Annotated in this window: 12 protein-coding genes; 1 reads left to right on the top strand and 11 read right to left on the bottom strand. The window is 65.3% G+C overall.

Annotated features, from left to right (window positions below):
* Positions 1–48: 48 nt before the first annotated feature.
* Complete coding sequence (locus GEV37_RS11225; protein WP_227390344.1) at positions 49–534, bottom strand: YajQ family cyclic di-GMP-binding protein; 486 nt, start codon at positions 532–534, stop codon at positions 49–51.
* Between the two features lie 134 nt (positions 535–668).
* Between GEV37_RS11225 and cobO the strand changes: the two genes are divergently transcribed.
* Entirely contained in the window at positions 669–1268 is a 600-nt protein-coding gene (gene cobO / locus GEV37_RS11220) for a cob(I)yrinic acid a,c-diamide adenosyltransferase (protein WP_227390343.1), read from the top strand.
* 89 nt (positions 1269–1357) lie between these two features.
* Here the strand turns inward: cobO and GEV37_RS11215 are convergent, their stop codons facing one another.
* The 10 genes from GEV37_RS11215 to tsaE form a co-directional block, all read right to left on the bottom strand.
* Positions 1358–2653 (bottom strand): adenylosuccinate synthase, encoded by a 1296-nt coding sequence (locus tag GEV37_RS11215; RefSeq protein ID WP_227390342.1) that lies wholly within the window; start codon positions 2651–2653, stop codon positions 1358–1360.
* Positions 2653–3846, bottom strand: coding sequence for an ATP phosphoribosyltransferase regulatory subunit (locus GEV37_RS11210; protein WP_227390341.1), 1194 nt, complete (start codon positions 3844–3846; stop codon positions 2653–2655). Before GEV37_RS11210 ends, GEV37_RS11215 begins: the two co-directional genes overlap by 1 nt.
* Before the next feature lie 179 nt (positions 3847–4025).
* Positions 4026–4928: a protease modulator HflC gene (hflC, locus tag GEV37_RS11205; protein ID WP_227390340.1), complete on the bottom strand. Its 903-nt coding sequence runs from the start codon at positions 4926–4928 to the stop codon at positions 4026–4028.
* Positions 4929–6200, bottom strand: coding sequence for an FtsH protease activity modulator HflK (gene hflK, locus GEV37_RS11200; protein ID WP_227390339.1), 1272 nt, complete (start codon positions 6198–6200; stop codon positions 4929–4931).
* A gap of 125 nt (positions 6201–6325) precedes the next feature.
* Entirely contained in the window at positions 6326–7636 is a 1311-nt protein-coding gene (gene hflX, locus GEV37_RS11195; protein WP_227390338.1) for a ribosome rescue GTPase HflX, read from the bottom strand.
* Between the two features lie 35 nt (positions 7637–7671).
* Entirely contained in the window at positions 7672–7920 is a 249-nt protein-coding gene (hfq, locus tag GEV37_RS11190; protein ID WP_227390337.1) for an RNA chaperone Hfq, read from the bottom strand.
* Between the two features lie 142 nt (positions 7921–8062).
* On the bottom strand, positions 8063–9001 hold the full coding sequence (gene miaA / locus GEV37_RS11185) for a tRNA (adenosine(37)-N6)-dimethylallyltransferase MiaA (protein WP_227390336.1): 939 nt from the start codon (positions 8999–9001) through the stop codon (positions 8063–8065).
* 29 nt (positions 9002–9030) lie between these two features.
* Positions 9031–10938: a DNA mismatch repair endonuclease MutL gene (gene mutL / locus GEV37_RS11180; RefSeq protein WP_227390335.1), complete on the bottom strand. Its 1908-nt coding sequence runs from the start codon at positions 10936–10938 to the stop codon at positions 9031–9033.
* 33 nt (positions 10939–10971) lie between these two features.
* Positions 10972–12435, bottom strand: a complete 1464-nt coding sequence (locus GEV37_RS11175) for an N-acetylmuramoyl-L-alanine amidase (protein ID WP_227390334.1) — start codon at positions 12433–12435, stop codon at positions 10972–10974.
* Entirely contained in the window at positions 12426–12923 is a 498-nt protein-coding gene (gene tsaE, locus GEV37_RS11170; protein ID WP_227390333.1) for a tRNA (adenosine(37)-N6)-threonylcarbamoyltransferase complex ATPase subunit type 1 TsaE, read from the bottom strand. Before tsaE ends, GEV37_RS11175 begins: the two co-directional genes overlap by 10 nt.
* Positions 12924–12931: the final 8 nt, after the last annotated feature.

Here is a 12931-nt window from a genome sequence, read left to right as displayed (position 1 = left end):
AGTATAGACGAGGCGGTCCCCGGCGTTTCAAGGCCCGGGGACGAGTGATCAATCGCGGAAGTTGTCGAACTGCAGCGGCAGGTCCGGGCCTTCCTCGCCGCGCAGAAGCGCCATGACGCTTTGCAGATCGTCACGTTTCTTGCCGGTAACGCGCACCTTCTCGCCCTGGATCTGCGCCTGCACCTTGAGCTTGCTCGCCTTGATGCGCTTGACGATGTCCTTGGTCTGGGCGGCGTCGAGCCCCTGGCGCAGTACCACGCTCTGGCGCGCCTTGACCCCGGAAAGTTCCGGGTCCTTGACCTCCATGCAGCGTGCATCGATGCCGCGGGCGATCAGCCGGCCACGCAGCACCTCAAGCATCTGCTTGAGCTGGAAGTCCACCTCGGCCTCCAGGGCCACGGTTTCTCCTTCGAGGGCGAAGCTTGCGTCCACCCCCTTGAAATCAAAGCGCGTGCCGACCTCGCGATTGGCCTGATCCACGGCGTTGGCGGCTTCGTGACGGTCGAATTCGGAGACGATATCGAATGACGGCATGGGTTTTCCTTAACGAGAGTCAGGCTGCCATTCTAGAGCAGCCAGGCCGCCTCGGCTAATCCGGTTCGCCCCGGGCGTGCAAACGCCTGGCGTCATCCCTTAACCTTGAAGTTTTTCAACACAAGGAAACGTTCATGAGCGATCGTGACAGCCGCCACAAGGCGTCGATGGAGAGACTCAAGACCCACGTCGACGAAAAGGTCGCCCGCGCCGACCAGGAGCGTGGGCTGCTGCTGGTCAACACCGGCAACGGCAAGGGCAAGACCACCGCCGCCTGGGGCACGGTGACCCGCTCGCTCGGCTACGGCTACAAGGTGGGCGTGGTGCAGTTCATCAAGGGCCTCTGGGAGTGCGGCGAGCGCAACCGGCTCGAGGACGACCCCAATCTCGAGGTCGTGGTCATGGCCACCGGCTTCACTTGGGAGACCCAGGACCGCGAGGCCGACACGCAGGCGTGTCTGGCGGTATGGCAGGACGCCGAGCGCATGCTCGCGGACCCCGAGACCTACCTGGTGGTGCTCGACGAGATCACCTACATGCTCAAGTTCGGCTATCTCGACATCGAGCGAGTCAAACGCGCGCTCGAAAACCGTCCGCCGGAGCAGACGGTGATCATCACCGGGCGCAGCGCTCACCGCGAGCTGATCGGCATGGCGGATACCGTCACCGAAATGCAGGAGGTTCGCCATGCTTTCAACGCGGGCGTGAAGGCGCGGCGCGGCATCGATTACTGATCCGCCAACGCAGAACGCAGAACGCAGAACGCCGCCGGAAAACCGGCGGCGTTGTGTACTACCTTTGCGACATCACTACCCTTGCGACATCAGTCGTCGAAGGGATTGCGCAGCACGATCGTCTCGTTACGGTCCGGGCCAGTCGAGATGATGTCGATGCTGGTGCCCACCTGCTCTTCCAGGTAGCTGATATAGGCGCGCGCGTTGGCGGGCAGATCCTCGACCTTCTTGGCGCCCAGCGTCGACTCCTTCCAGCCCGGCAGGTCGAAGTAGACCGGCTCGACGGCTTCGTAGCCTTCCGAGTCGACCGGGTTCTCCAGCACCTCGCCATCCTTGCTGCGATAGCCAACGCAGACACGGATGTTCTCGAGACCGTCGAGCACGTCGAGCTTGGTCAGGCAGATGCCGGAAACCGAGTTGATCTGCACTGCGTGACGCAGGGCCACGGCGTCGAACCAGCCGCAGCGCCGCGCACGGCCCGTGGTGGCACCGAACTCGTGACCGCGCTCGGCCAGATGCCGGCCGTGGTCATCGAAGAGCTCCGTCGGGAACGGGCCGGAGCCCACGCGCGTGGTGTAGGCCTTGGTAATGCCCAGCACGTAGTCGAGATACAAGGGACCCACGCCGGAGCCGGTGGCGGTGCCGCCGGCGGTGGTGTTGGAGCTCGTCACGTACGGATAGGTACCGTGATCGATGTCCAGAAGAGACCCTTGAGCACCTTCGAACAGGATATTCTCGTTGGCCTTGCGAAGATCGTGCACCTGACTCACGGTGTCGCCAACCATCGGGCGCAGCTCATCGGCCATCTGCATGGCGTTATCGAGCACTTCCTGGAAGTCCACCGCTGGCTCGTTGTGGTAATGGGTCAGCACGAAGTTGTGATAGTCGAGCACTTCACCGAGCTTGGAGGCGAAACGCTCGCGGTGGAGCATGTCACCCAGGCGCAGGCCACGACGCGCCACCTTGTCTTCATAAGCCGGGCCGATGCCGCGGCCGGTGGTGCCGATCTTGGCCACGCCCCGCGCCTTCTCGCGGGCCTGATCCAGGCGTACGTGATAAGGCAGGATCAAGGGGCAGGCCGGCGACAGGCGCAGGCGCTCGCGCACCGGTACGCCCTTCTCCTCGAGCTCGCGGATCTCCTTGATCAGCGCTTCCGGCGAGAGCACCACGCCGTTGCCGATGATGCAGGTCTTGCCCGGGCGCAGGATGCCCGAGGGAATCAGGTGAAGGACCGTCTTCTCGCCGTCGATGACCAGCGTGTGGCCGGCATTGTGGCCTCCCTGGAAGCGCACCACGGCAGAGGCCGACTCGGTGAGCAGATCCACGATCTTGCCCTTGCCTTCGTCACCCCACTGGGTACCCAGGACTACGACATTCTTACCCATTATGCACTCGTCTCTCGTGTCAGGGCCGTTGGCTGCCAACGACCGTCGATAAACTCAAGGCGGCGATCGCAATCGTGCTCCGCCGGTTCGGTACGCTGCCCCGGCAGCGCCTGGATGACGCGCTCGCCCTGCCGGCGCAGCGCATCGATGGCCGTTTGCAGCGTCTCGTCATCCGTTGACGGCGCCCAGATCGAGCCCGGCGCGGGGGAAGCGGCGGCAAGCGATGCCAGCTGCTTCAGATCCATCGAGAAACCGGTCGCCGGGCGCGCGCGGCCAAAGGCACGCCCGGTATCGTCGTAGCGCCCGCCTTTGGCCAGCGCATGGCCGTAGCCTGGCACGTAGGCGGCGAACATCATGCCGGTATGGTACTGATAGCCGCGAAGCTCCGCCAGATCGAAATAGAGCGAGGCGTCGAAGTGCGCCAGGACCGCCTGGCTGAGCGCCTCGAGCTGGTCGAGCGCGGCGGTGACGGACACCGGCGCGCCGGCCAGGCGCTCACGCGCCTCATCCAGGATCGAGGCGTCGCCGTGAAGCTCGCCCAGCGCCAGGAACATGTCGGCGAGCGCGGGGTCGGCGACGTGCTCGCTCACCCGGGCGGCCAGTTGACCCGGTGATTTCAATGCCAGAGCGTCGAAGATCAGCGCTTCGCGGTCATCGTCGAGACCGGCAGCCTCGACCAGACTTCTGAAGATGCCGATATGGCCCAGCGCCAGATGGATCTCGCGGGCACCGGCGGCGGTGAGGCTGGCCAGGGCGAGTCGTACGATTTCGCTGTCCGCCTCGAGCCCCGCATGGCCGAAGAGCTCGACGCCTACCTGGACCGGGCTGCGCCCGCCCTGGTGCTGGTCGGCCTTGGCGCGCAGCACGTTGGTGCAGTAGCACAGACGCACCGGGCCTTGGCGCTTGAGCGAGTGAGCATCCATGCGCGCCACCTGGGGAGTGACATCGGCGGAGGCGCCCATCATGCGGCCAGTGAGTTGGTCGGTGAGCTTGAAGGTCTGCAGATCCAGGTCGGTTCCGGTGCCGGTCAAGAGCGAATCGAGAAATTCCACCGGCGGCGGCATCACCTGGTCATAGCCCCAGACGTAGTAGAGATCCAGCAGCGCGCGGCGCAGCTCTTCCATACGGCTTGCCTGAGGTGGCAGCACCTCATCCATGCCGTCGGGCAGCAGCCAGCGGTCAGCGATGGTCATGTCAACAATCCTGCAAGACGATGAAGGCCCCGAACGCGCTGAAATCGCCCGCGTGAACGCAGGGTCGCCGAATGGGGGCCACAAAAAAACCGGGCGAACGCCCGGTTCAATTAAGTCTAACACGTTTGTCGGCCAGATGAACCCCGTCGTCCTGAAACGGCGGGGCGCATCCGAAAGGATCACTCCTGATCGCTTGCCGCCTCGGTTGCGGCGCCGTCGGGGCTTCGCAGGTAGCGGAAGAAGTCGCTGTCCGGCTCCAGCACCAGCATGTTGCCATCTCCCGAGAAGCTCGAGCGGTAAGCGTTCAGGCTGCGCCAGAAGGCGAAGAACTCCTGATCCTGGCCATAGGACTCCGAGAAGATCGCCGCCGCTTCCGCGTCGCCTTCACCGCGCAGTGTTTCCGCGCGCTCGTTGGCCTGGGCGAGAAGCACCTGGCGGCGGCGGTCGGCGTTGGCACGAATGCGCTCGGCCTCCTCTTGACCCTGGGCACGCCACTCGCGCGCCTCGCGCTCACGTTCGGAGCGCATGCGCTGGAAGACCGCCGCGGAGACGTCCTCGGGCAGATCGATCCGCTTGATGCGAATGTCGCGCACCGCCACGCCCAGCTCATCGCGCATCAACCGATCGAGCTCCTCGGTGGGCCCGATCATCAGGTCGTCGCGACGCTCGGCGATGATTTCCTGCAGGTTCAAACGACCGAACTCGTTACGCAGGCTTTCGTCGACACGTGGCTGGATGAGGCGAATCGCCATCATCTCGTCGCCGGCGGTCGCCTCGTAGTAGCGGGTCGGGTCGACCACCTGCCACTTGACGTAGGAGTCGACGATCACCGCCTTCTGCTCCAGGGTCAGGTAGCGGCTGGTATCGGTATCCAGCGTCAGAAGGCGCGTGTCGAACTTGCGGATCGTCTGGGCGATCGGCACCTTGGCGTGAAGACCTGCGGTGATGTTCTCCTCGATGACCTCACCAAAGCGCAGCTTTACCGCACGCTGGGTTTCATCGACCACGTAGAGCGTGTTGCTGGCAAGCCAGGCCACGGCGGCCAGGCCACCGACGATCAGCAGGGAGCGATTATTGATCATTTAGCGACCCTCCCGGCGGATACCGCCGTTGTTCGACGTGCCGCCGCTGCCCTGGGTATTGCGCAGCGTCTCGAGCACCGATGGATCGATCTGCTCGTCGTCGCTGCTGGAGGCGTTCGCCGGGCGACTGCTGCCCTGGCCACCGCGCATCTGATCCAGCGGCAGGTACATCAAGGGGGCGTTTTCGCTGACGTCCAGCAGGACCTTGGGCGTGCTGCCGAAGACCTCTTCGATTGCATCCAGATACATACGCTCACGCATAATCTCGGGGGAGTTGCGGTACTCGCCGACCAGCGCGTTGAAGCGGTTGGCCTGACCCTGGGCCTCGGCCACGACGGATTCGCGATAGCCCTGGCCCTGTTCGACGATGCGCTGCGCCTGACCCTGCGCCGCCGGAATGATGGCGTTGGCGTAGGCCATGCCTTCGTTGATGGTGCGCTGACGATCCTCGCGGGCACGAATGACGTCGTCGAAGGCATCGATAACCGGTGCCGGCGCCGAGGTGGACTCGATGTTGATGGTCTGCAGGCGGATGCCGGCGCCGTAGGCGTCGAGATAGCTCTGCAGGCGGCTGGCCACGGAGCTGCCGAGAATCTCGCGGCCCGAGGTCAGGATATCGATCATGTCGGTACCGCCGACCACGTGACGCAGCGACGAATCCAGCGCGTTCTCGATAGAGAGCGCCGGGTTGCGTACGTTAAGCACGAAGTCCTTCGGATTGGAGACCTGGTACTGAGCCGAGATCTCGACTTCGACGATGTTCTCGTCGCGGGTCAGCATCGACTGGGTCTGGGAAACCGAACGTACGCGGGTCACGTTGACCATGCGCACGTCGTCGATCAAGGGGGGATTCCACTGCAAACCCGGATCGACGATGCCCTGGTACTCGCCGAAACGCAGTACGACTCCGCGCTCGGACTGATCCACCAGGTAGAAGCCCATCGCCGCCCAGATCGCCAGCGCGACGATCAGCACCAGCGCCGGCAGCGCAAGGGCGTTGCGCGGCTTGCTGCCACCGCCGTTACCGCCGTTGCCACCACCGCTGCGCTTGCCATTGCCGCCCAGCATGCCGTTGAGCTTCTGCTGGAACTTCTTCAGCGCCTCGTCCAGGTCCGGCGGCCCCTGATTGTTGCCGCCGTTGTTTCCCCCGTTGTTACCCCCGCCGCCCGTGTTGCCACGATCGTCGTTGCCACGGTCGCCGCTGCTGCCGCGTCGGCCACCACCGCTCCATGGGTCGTGCTGGTTGCCACCACCAGGCTCATTCCAGGCCATACTTCGTCTCCACTAAGGTGTTAACCTGCACGCGGCCCCGCTGAAAGCGAGGCCGCCATGCTTATAATATTGTTGCTCTAGGTGCGCGCCGGCGCCGTACGCATGGCCGACTCGCCACGACCTCGTTACCACTCGCCGGGTTCTTGCAGCGCCTTGGGCAAGTAGGTATCGGCGCGCTCGCCGAGCTGGGCCATCAGCTGATTGAAATCGCGCCGCGGCAGGCGAACGTCGAGCACCGAGCGCCCCTGCTCGTCGAACCGCTCTTCTCGCACGGCATTCAGCTCGTGAAGGCCCGCCCTGAGCTTACCCTGCTCCGGCGCGAGCGTCAGCGAAAAACCGATGACATCGTCGGCGAGGCGCTCGGACAGCGCTTGATGAAGAAGATCGAGACCCTGCCCCTCGCGCGCCGAAAGCCAGACCACTTCCGGTCGACCCTGACCATCGCGCTCGATACGCGGAGCGCTGTCGAGCCGGTCGATCTTGTTCATTACCTTGAGCACCGGCACGCTGTCGGCACCGATCTCCTTGAGCACGCTGTCGACCTGCTGCACGTTGAGCTCGCGGTCCGGGTCGGCGGCGTCGATCACGTGGATCAGAAGCGACGCCTCCGCGGCCTCCTGAAGCGTTGCCTGGAACGCCTCCACCAGCTTGTGCGGCAGGTGGCGAATGAACCCGACGGTATCGGCCATCACGATTGGCCCGACGTCGTCGATCTCGAGCCGGCGCAGCGTCGGGTCGAGCGTGGCGAACAGCTGATCGGCGGCGTACACCTTAGCATCGGTGAGTACGTTGAAAAGCGTTGACTTGCCGGCGTTGGTATAGCCGACCAGCGATACACTCTGAATTTCCGCGCGCGAACGGGCTCGGCGATTCTGCTCGCGCTGACTGCGTACCTTGTCCAGGCGCTTGTGGATCGCCTTGATCCGACCGCGCAGCAGGCGGCGGTCGGTCTCGAGCTGGGTCTCGCCCGGCCCGCGAAGGCCGATGCCGCCCTTCTGGCGTTCGAGGTGGGTCCATCCGCGCACCAGGCGCGTGGACATGTATTCAAGCTGGGCAAGCTCGACCTGCAGCTTGCCCTCATGGGTTCTGGCCCGTTGGGCGAAGATATCCAGAATCAGGCCCGTACGGTCGAGAACGCGACACTTGAGCTCGCGCTCGAGGTTACGCTCCTGGGAAGGACCCAATCCATGGTTGAAGATCACGAGTTCGGCCTGGTGGGCGCCAAGCAGCGCTTTCAGCTCGTCGAGTTTCCCCGATCCGATGAAGGTACGCGGATCGGGGCGCTGACGGCTTGCCGTGAGCAGTGTCGCAGGCTCTGCACCGGCAGAGCGCACGAGCTCCAAGAACTCACCCGGGTCTTCTCGCGCCTGCTCATCGGAGAAGTCCACGTGAACAAGTACGGCCGTTTCACCGGCGTCTGGGCGTTCAAAAAACAATCAATACCTCTTGTATCTCGAGCTGACCACGGACCTCAGACATCCGCATCCGCAGCGGCCGGGTCTTGAGCCGGCAGGCGCACGTTGCGTGAAGGCACTACCGTGGAGATAGCGTGTTTGTAGACCATCTGGCTCACGGTGTTGCGCAGCAGGATGACAAATTGATCGAAGGACTCGATCTGTCCCTGCAGCTTGATGCCGTTGACCAAGAAAATGGATACCGGAATGCGCTCCTTGCGCAGGATATTCAGGTACGGGTCTTGAAGGGACTGCCCTTTGGACATGCTGCTCTCCCTAAACTGTCGTTGGGGGTTGGTTATCAATGGCGCGCCGGGGCGCTACCGCAATCTTGTTGCCCGAAAGGCCTGGGTGACGAAACTGTCTTGGCCGCTCGAAAATCCGTGCTTACGAAAAGACCATCTTACGCTAAGCACCGCTTTCGCGCACGATTTTCAGCACCTTATCCGCAAGCTCGGGCTGGCTTGCATCGACCCAGGCAAGCCCCGCCCAGCTTCTTAACCACGTTAGCTGACGTTTGGCGAGCTGGCGAGTGGCGATGATGCCCCGCTCAATCATCGCGGCGCGATCGTACTCGCCGTCGAGATACTCCCACACCTGGCGGTAGCCCACGCTTTTCATCGACGGAAGCGAGCGGTCGAGATCGCCTCTCTTTCTGAGGGCGGCCACCTCGTCTATCAAGCCCTGGGACACCATCTTCTCGAAACGCTGCGCGATACGCTCGTGCAGCACGCGCCGCTCAAGCGGCGCCAAACCTATCGACACCACGCGGTAGGGAAAGGTTTCCGGGCGCTGTTCGGCCCAGAGCTCGCTCATCGACCGACCGCTGACTCTGTAGACCTCAAGGGCGCGCAAAAGCCGCTGGGGGTCGTTGGGATGGATGCGTCGGGCAGAGATCGGATCGACGCGGGCGAGCTCGGCGTGCAGTCCGTCGAGCCCCTGGATCTCCCGCTCCTGGGCGAGCTCGGCGCGCACCGTCTCGTCGGCGGCGGGCAGATCCGCCACCCCGTCGAGCAGGCGCTTGTAGTAGAGCATGGTGCCGCCCACCAGCAGCGGGATCCTTCCCGCCGCGCTGATTTGCCGCATCTCGGTGAGCGCATCGACGCGAAAATCCGCCGCCGAGTAGGGATCCGCCGGGTCCCTGACATCGATCAGCCGATGCGGCGCCCGGGCAAGCTCGCAGGCACTTGGCTTGGCGCTGCCGATGTCCATGCCGCGGTAGACCATGGCGGAATCGACGCTGATCAGCTCGCAGCCCAGCCGCTCGTGCAGCGCGATCGCGGTATCGGTCTTGCCGGCGGCGGTCGGCCCCATCAGGAAGATCGCCAAAGGGCGTGTATCGGCCATCGCGTGGCAACTCCGTTCGTTGTGGGCCGCTACTGGCCGCGCAGGAAAAGCTTGTCGAGCGCCTTCATGCTCATCTGGGTCCAGGTGGGCCGCCCGTGATTGCACTGATCGCTGCGCTCGGTACGCTCCATGTCGCGCAGCAGCGCATTCATCTCGTCGAGCGTAAGACGCCGGTTGGCGCGCACGCTGCCGTGGCAGGCCATGGTGGAAAGAAGCGCGTGCAGTCGCGCTTGCACCTGGTGAGTGCGCCCGAAGCTCGCCAGCTCCTCGAGCATCTCGCGTACCAGCCCTTCGGGGTCGGCGCCGGCCAGCAGCGCCGGCAGGCTGCGCACCAATAGCGTCTCGGGGCCAGCCACGTCGAGCTCGATGCCGAGGCGCGCGATGGCGTCATTCTCGCTCTCGACGGTGGCCACCTCCTGGGCGCTGACGGCCAGCGACACCGGCACCAGCAGCGGCTGGGTGTCCACCCCCTGCATCGCCAGCTGGGTCTTCATGCGCTCATAGACGATCCGCTCGTGGGCAGCGTGCATGTCGACGAGCACCAACCCCTGGGCATTCTGGGCCAGAATGTAAATGCCGTGCAGTTGCCCGAGCGCAAAGCCGAGCGGCGGCGCGCTGGTCGGGTCTGCCTCCGGCAAAGCGACCGGCGCCTCGCGCACCTCGGCCGCCGGCGCCTCATCGCCTTGAGGCCGGGGCGTCAGAAGCGTCGCCTCGTGGTCCGGGTGCAGCGCCTGGTAGCCCTGCATGAAGCGGCGCACCCGCTCGGCGCCGGGGTGGCGTTCAGTGCCCGCCCCTTCACCCAGCGCCATGCCCTGCTGCTGCCAGCGCGGCGCCGGCGCCGAAGGCGTGGCGGTCGGCGGTTCGGCGCTTTCACCGTTTTCGGCCACGGGGTCTTCCACTACAGGCTCGGCGGGACGCGAGGCGGCGAGGCAGTGGTGCAGGCTCGAATAGAGAAAGTCGTGCACCATGCGACCGTCGCGAAAGCGCACCTCGTGCTTGGTCGGGTGGACGTTGACGTCCACCACGTCCGGGTCGAGCTCCAGATAGAGCACGAACACCGGATGCCGGCCATTGTAGAGCACGTCGCGGTAGGCCTGGCGCACCGCATGGGCGACCAGCCGGTCGCGCACCACCCGACCGTTGACGAAGAAGTACTGTTGGTCCGCCTGGGCGCGGGAATGGGTGGGCAGCCCCACCCAGCCGCTCAGTTTGATCCCTCCGGCCTCGCGCTCGATGAAGCGCGCGTGCTCGATGAAGTTCTTGCCCAGAAGCGAGGCGATGCGCCGCTCGCGCGCCGCTGCGGAATCGCCGGCGGGCAGCTGGTGCACAGTCTTCTGGTTGTGGCGCAGTACCCAGCCGATGTCGTAGCGCGACAGCGCCTGGCGGCGAAACGCCTCCTCGATATGAGCGAACTCGGTCTTCTCGGTGCGCAGGAACTTGCGCCGCGCGGGCGTATTGAAGAACAGGTCGCGCACCGCGACGCTGGTGCCGCGCGGGTGCGGCGCCGGCGTCACCCGCGCCTCCATGCCGCGCCCCTCGGCCACCACGCGCCAGCCGCCGCGCGGGTCCTCCTCGGCGTTGGAGACGAGCTCGAGACGCGACACCGAGCTGATCGACGCGAGCGCCTCGCCGCGAAAGCCGAGCGAGCTCACCCCTTCAAGATCCTCGAGGCTTTCGATCTTGCTGGTGGCGTGGCGGGCCAGCGCCAGCGGCAAGTCCGACTCGCCGATACCGATGCCATCATCGCGCACCCGCACCAGCCGAGTGCCGCCCTGCTCGATTTCCACCTCGATGCGCCGACTGCCGGCATCGATGGCGTTCTCGATCAGCTCCTTGGTGACCGACGAGGGTCGCTCGACCACTTCGCCAGCGGCGATCTGGTTGGCCAGGCGCGGGTCGAGGACGTGAATGCGCGTCGCTTGGCTCGCTTCAGACACTAGACACCTCTTTGCTCGGGCTGTGTTCAGGGGTCATGAGCCGGGAATGCGCAGCACCTGGCCCACACGAATGACGTCACCGTTCAGGTCGTTGGCCTGGCGTAGCTGGTTGACCGGCACCCCGTGGCGCAGGGCGATCGTCGAGAGCGTATCGCCGGACTGAATGCGATACTCGTTGCCGGTGGGCGCACGGCTGTTGTCGCGCTGCCAGGCCAAGAGGCTCGCCGGCGGCGGATTGCGCTCGAAGTGCGCGCGCAGCCCGCCAAAGATCGCCTGGGAGAGCGTGTTCTGGTAGGCCGGATCGCGCAGGCGACGCTCCTCGTCCGGGTTGGAGATGAAGCCGGTCTCGATCAGAAGCGACGGAATGTCCGGCGACTTCAGGACCATGAAGCCGGCCTGCTCGACCTGGGACTTGTGCAGCCGGTTGATGCGCCCGAGCCGGTCGAGCACCTCGCCGCCGATGGCGAGCGAGTCATTGAGCGTGGCGGTCATGGTCAGGTCCAGCAGCACACCGCGCAGCACCTGGTCCTTGTCGCGCAGCGACAGCGAACCGTCCACGCCGCCGATCAGGTCGGCACGGTTCTCGCTGTCGGCCAGCCACTGGGCGGTCTCCGAGGTCGCCCCGCGCTGGGAGAGCGCGAACACCGAGCTGCCCTGGGGGCGCGGGCTCGAGAAGGCGTCCGCGTGGATCGAGACGAAGAAGTCCGCCTTCTGCTCGCGGGCGAGCTGGGTGCGCTGGCGCAGACCGATGTAGTAGTCGCTGTCGCGGGTGAGCACTGCCTTGAAACCGGGCGTGGCGTTGATGTCCGCCGCCAGGCGCCGGGAGATGTCCAGCACCACGTCCTTCTCGCGGGTGCCACCTGGGCCGATCGCGCCCGGGTCTTCGCCACCGTGCCCCGGATCCACGGCAATGATGATGTCACGGCGAGGATGGGGCTGGGCCGGCTGAACGGCGACCGGCGCCTGCTCGGCGATCGGCGCATCCGCCGGTGCGCTGGCCTGGGCCTGGGCGGTGATGCGTTGCGCCTGGATCTCCTGTTCGCGGATCATCGCCTCGATCGGATCGATCGGGTTCTCCACCGCGCTTTCCCCGGGGTACTCCAAATCCACTACCAGACGGTGGCCGTACTGCTCGTTGGGCGCAAGCGTGAAGTGGCGCGGCGTGATCACCCGATTGAGCTCGAGCACCACGCGCAGCCCGCCATCGTCGCGGGTGCCGGTGCGCACGGCGTCGATGGCGCTGTCGCCCAGCGGCAGCGTCGAAGCGTCCGTCGCCATTTCGGTATCGTCAAGATCGATGACCAGTCGGGCGGGGTTGTCCAGTGAAAACACGTTGGCCCCGGCGGCGCCGGACAAGTCGAACACCAGTCGGGCATGGTCCGGGGCCGCCCACAGCCGCATGCTCTCGACCACCGCGGCATTGACCAGACTTGGCACCAGGGTGGAAGCGAGCGCAGCGGCGCCGAACAGACGCTTGATCGTGCCACTCATGTCCATTGAATCACACCACTCTCCTGCGGTTTTTCGTTGTGCATGGCCTGCAGGGCTGTCAGCACCTGCTGCCCCCACGCAGTGTCGGCGTGAAGCGTTGCCCTGCGTCCCTGCAGCGCTGCGCTCAGTTCGATACGCAGATCCGGCGGCGGCAACCAGCCTGCCCCCCGGCTCGGCCACTCGATCAGGCACAGCGCCTGGTCGCTCAAGATATCGCGCCCACCCATGAATTCAAGCTCTTCAGGATCGGAAAGCCGGTACAGATCAAGATGATAGATGCGTGCCGCAGCGAGCTCATAAGGCTCCACCAGCGTGTAGGTGGGGCTTTTGACCGCGCCTTGAAAGCCGTAGGCACGCAGGATACCGCGGGTGAGCGTGGTCTTGCCCGCGCCCAGCTCGCCTTCCAGATACACCCGCCCCCGCCCGTCGAGCGCGCCCCCCAGGGCTTCGCCGAAGGCGACGTGCGCCCGTTCATCGTTTAACTGCACTTGCATGGAAGCCC

The sequence above is a fragment of the Vreelandella malpeensis genome, assembly GCF_020622355.1.
GTDB lineage: Bacteria > Pseudomonadota > Gammaproteobacteria > Pseudomonadales > Halomonadaceae > Vreelandella > Vreelandella malpeensis.
This window is presented reverse-complemented; position numbering and strand designations above follow the sequence as displayed.

Coding starts and splice junctions, on each gene's coding strand:
- GEV37_RS11210 (WP_227390341.1), bottom strand. CDS start 3,846: ATGACCATCGCTGACCGCTGGCTGCTGCCCGACGGCATGGATGAGGTG.
- hflK (WP_227390339.1), bottom strand. CDS start 6,200: ATGGCCTGGAATGAGCCTGGTGGTGGCAACCAGCACGACCCATGGAGC.
- GEV37_RS11215 (WP_227390342.1), bottom strand. CDS start 2,653: ATGGGTAAGAATGTCGTAGTCCTGGGTACCCAGTGGGGTGACGAAGGC.
- tsaE (WP_227390333.1), bottom strand. CDS start 12,923: ATGCAAGTGCAGTTAAACGATGAACGGGCGCACGTCGCCTTCGGCGAA.
- GEV37_RS11175 (WP_227390334.1), bottom strand. CDS start 12,435: ATGGACATGAGTGGCACGATCAAGCGTCTGTTCGGCGCCGCTGCGCTC.
- hflC (WP_227390340.1), bottom strand. CDS start 4,928: ATGATCAATAATCGCTCCCTGCTGATCGTCGGTGGCCTGGCCGCCGTG.
- miaA (WP_227390336.1), bottom strand. CDS start 9,001: ATGGCCGATACACGCCCTTTGGCGATCTTCCTGATGGGGCCGACCGCC.
- cobO (WP_227390343.1), top strand. CDS start 669: ATGAGCGATCGTGACAGCCGCCACAAGGCGTCGATGGAGAGACTCAAG.
- GEV37_RS11225 (WP_227390344.1), bottom strand. CDS start 534: ATGCCGTCATTCGATATCGTCTCCGAATTCGACCGTCACGAAGCCGCC.
- hfq (WP_227390337.1), bottom strand. CDS start 7,920: ATGTCCAAAGGGCAGTCCCTTCAAGACCCGTACCTGAATATCCTGCGC.